The 3,632-nt window shown below is 73.0% G+C and carries 3 protein-coding genes; all 3 read left to right on the top strand.

What is annotated here, in order from left to right; translation table 11 throughout:
• The first annotated feature begins 122 nt into the window (after positions 1-122).
• Positions 123-1,322: a phosphoserine phosphatase SerB gene (gene serB, locus VR44_RS06195; RefSeq protein WP_045946352.1), complete on the top strand. Its 1,200-nt coding sequence runs from the start codon at positions 123-125 to the stop codon at positions 1,320-1,322.
• Between the two features lie 222 nt (positions 1,323-1,544).
• Positions 1,545-2,351 (top strand): SDR family NAD(P)-dependent oxidoreductase, encoded by an 807-nt coding sequence (locus VR44_RS06200; protein ID WP_045946353.1) that lies wholly within the window; start codon positions 1,545-1,547, stop codon positions 2,349-2,351.
• Positions 2,351-3,632 (top strand): aminotransferase class I/II-fold pyridoxal phosphate-dependent enzyme (locus VR44_RS06205; RefSeq protein WP_045946354.1); only part of this gene is annotated, 1,282 nt, incomplete at its 3' end. The genes VR44_RS06200 and VR44_RS06205, both read left to right, overlap by 1 nt.

The following is a 3,632-nucleotide window of genomic DNA, read 5'->3' on the forward strand; positions in this document are numbered from 1 at the left end:
GGAACGGAGGAAGGGCGGGGCGGGGAGATGGCCCCGTGCAGCGGGAGCCCGGGGGCTCGCGGCGCTCAGAACGTGGGACGGGGGGCCTGGGTCGGGGGCCGGGAAGATACGGTGAGGGGACCATGAGCGCTTCGCAGACCTCCGACGTCCCCACCCTCCTCGTCAAGATCTTCGGCAAGGACCGTCCCGGGATCACCGCCGGGCTAATGGACACCCTCGCCGCCTACTCCGTCGACGTCGTCGACATCGAGCAGGTCGTCACCCGTGGCCGCATCGTCCTGTGCGTCCTCGTCACCAAGCCCGCCACCACCGCCGAGGGCGAGCTGCGGTCCACCGTGCACAGCTGGGCCGAGTCGCTGAAGCTGTCGGCCGAGATCATCTCCGGTACCGGTGACAACCGCCCGCGCGGTGTCGGCCGGTCCCACGTCACCGTGCTCGGGCACCCGCTCACCGCGGAGTCCACGGCCGTCATCGCCTCCCGGATCACCGAGACCGGCGGCAACATCGACCGTATCTTCCGGCTCGCCAAGTACCCGGTGACCGCGGTCGAGTTCGCCGTGTCCGGTGCCGAGACGGAGCCGCTGCGCACCGCGCTGGCGACCACCGCCGCGCAGATCGGCGTGGACGTGGCCGTGGTCTCGGCGGGGCTGCACCGCCGGGCGCAGCGGCTGGTGGTCATGGACGTGGACTCGACCCTGATCCAGGACGAGGTCATCGAGCTGTTCGCCGCGCACGCCGGCTGCGAGGCCGAGGTCGCCGAGGTGACCGAGCGGGCCATGCGCGGGGAGCTGGACTTCGAGCAGTCCCTGCACGCCCGGGTGGCGCTGCTGGCGGGGCTGGACGAGTCGGTGGTGGAGAAGGTCCGCGCCGAGGTGCGGCTGACGCCCGGCGCCCGGACCCTGGTGCGGACGCTGAAGACGCTGGGCTACCAGGTGGGCGTGGTCTCGGGCGGGTTCACCCAGGTCACCGACGACCTGCGCGAGCGGCTGGGGCTGGACTTCGCGCAGGCCAACACGTTGGAGATCGTCGACGGGAAGCTGACCGGCAAGGTCACCGGTGAGGTCGTGGACCGGGCGGGCAAGGCCCGGCTGCTGCGCCGTTTCGCCGCCGAGGCCGGGGTGCCGCTGGCCCAGACCGTGGCGATCGGCGACGGCGCGAACGACCTGGACATGCTGAACGCGGCCGGTCTGGGCGTGGCCTTCAACGCGAAGCCGGTGGTCCGCGAGGCGGCGCACACCGCGGTGAACGTGCCCTTCCTGGACGCGGTGCTCTATCTGCTCGGCATCACCCGGGAGGAAGTGGAAGCCGCCGACCTGGCCTGAGCAGCCCCTTCCCCGTCCCCAGCGCCCGGCCGGATCCTTCCGGCCGGGCGCTCGTCATGTCCGGCGCCCGCCCGCCCCGGAGGCCCGCCGCGCGAGGCATAGTCCAGGCACATTTGATCCGAACTGGCTTCATTTGTACTGCACTTGGGGTTAATGCTCCGATCGCTCCGCCGGTCCGCGACAGCGGTGGCCCGATCGGACTACTCGTGCAAGGGGACGTTGATGACTCGAAGTGTGCTCATCACCGGAGGCTCCGGCGGAATCGGCCGGGCCTGCGTGGAGAGATTCGCGCGGGAGGAGGACTGGACCGTCTGGTTCACCTACCGCAACGGCCGGGCGCGGGCCGAGGAACTGGTGCGGGAGCTGGCCCTCACCGGACGCGCCAAGGTGGAGGCCTTCCCCTTCGCCCAGGGCGACTGGGAGGAGCACGAGCTGCTGCTCGGCCGGCTCCCGGGCCCGGTGGACGTGCTGGTGAACAACGCCGCGGTCGGTTCGAAGACGGTGGAGCACTACACCGAGGGGCCCGGGCACGAGAAGGCGTCGGCCTTCTTCCAGATCAACGCGGTGGGGCCGCTGTGGCTGACCGAGCAGCTGCTGCCCGGCATGCTGGAACGGGGCTTCGGGAAGATCATCAACATTTCGAGCGTCGGCGGGGGGATCTTCCAGTTCCCCGGGTTCCACCCGGCCGACGGGATGAGCAAGGCGGCGCTCACCTATCTGACCCGTCACCTGGCCGCGGACCTCGCGCACTCCCCCGTGGACGTGTTCGCGCTCTGCCCGGGCGCCGTCGACACCACGATGTTCCAGGCGAGCACCCTGGACAAGCTCTCCTCCGAGGAGCGGGCCGCCCTGTCCGCGCGGCTGCCCAAGGGCCGCATGATCACCTCCGCGGAGATCGCGGAGCAGGTGCGGTGGCTGGCGGGCGAGCACTCCACGCCGCTGCACGGCGCGGTCATCGACGCCTCGATGGGCCTGGGCGTGCACCCGGGCCTGCTCACCGGTGCCGATGTCGACAGCGGGAGGAACTGATGGGCTCCGCCGCCGCTCCGCGCCGCGTCTCCCGGCAGGCCGCCCGGCTCCTGGCCGACACCCCGGCCATCGCCGAGGCCCACTTCCGGGCGGAGGCGGAGCCGTACGACGCCCTCACCCGCCCCGGGGGCTACCTGAACCTGGGCACCGCCGAGAACCGGCTGCTGTGGGACCTGCTCGACGGCCGCCTGGCGCAGCTCGCCCCGATGACCGAGGCCACCGCCCGCTACGCCCCGCTGCACGGCACCGCCGTCCTGCGCGGACGGGTCGCGGCGCTGCTGTCCGCCACCGTCGGTACCCCGCTGGACGCCGAGGACCTGGTGGTGATCAGCGGTGCCACCGGGGCGCTGGACGCGATCGCCTCCGTCCTGTGCGACCCGGGCGAGGCCATCGTCGTGCCCTCCCCCTACTACGGGGCCTTCGACACCGACCTGGGCGGCCGCTCCGGCGCCCGGATCCTGCCCGCACCGCTCGACCCCGCCGACGGCTTCCGGCTGACGGCCGCGGCGGTGGACCGGGCGCTGCGGCGGGCCCGGGAGGAGGGGATCACCGTACGGGCGGTGGCGCTGTCCTCCCCGTCCAACCCGATCGGCGAGGTGCACCCGCCCGAGGTGCTGGCCGAGCTGCTGCGCGTGGTGCGCGAGCACGACGTGGACCTGGTCTCGGACGAGATCTACGCCCACGCGGTGTTCGGCCCGCAGGCCTTCACCAGCGCCGCCGACCCGGCCGTCAACCCGGACTGGGCCGGGCGCACCCATGTGGTGTGGGGCTTCGCGAAGGACTTCGGGCTGCCCGGTCTGAAGACCGGGGTCCTGCACACCCGCGATCCGCGGGTACGGGAGGCCGCGCGGGCGCTGGCGTACTTCGCGCCCGTGTCGACCGCCACCCAGCACACCCTGGCGGAGCTGCTGGCGGACCCGGAGTGGGTCGCCTCCTTCCTGGCGGAGGGCCGACGGCGGCTGGGCTCCTCGTACGGGCACCTCACCGGGCTGCTGGAGGCGTACGGGATCCCGTACGCGCCCGCCGGCGCGGGTTTCTCCGTCTGGCTGGACCTCGGGCGGTGGCTGCCCGGCGCCGGCTTCACGGGCGAGGAGCTGCTGTGGCGGGAGCTGTTCGAGAAGGCGAAGGTCAGCATCCTGCCCGGCGGGGCCTTCCGCTCGCCCGAGCCGGGCTGGTTCCGGCTGTGCCACACCGTCGACGCCCCGCTGGTCGCCGAGGCGGTCCGGCGGATCGCCGCCCACCTGGGCCTGTCCCCGCAGGCGGGCCCGCAGCCCACCACCC

The organism is Streptomyces katrae, from assembly GCF_000966975.1.
Classification (GTDB): Bacteria; Actinomycetota; Actinomycetes; order Streptomycetales; family Streptomycetaceae; genus Streptomyces; species Streptomyces katrae.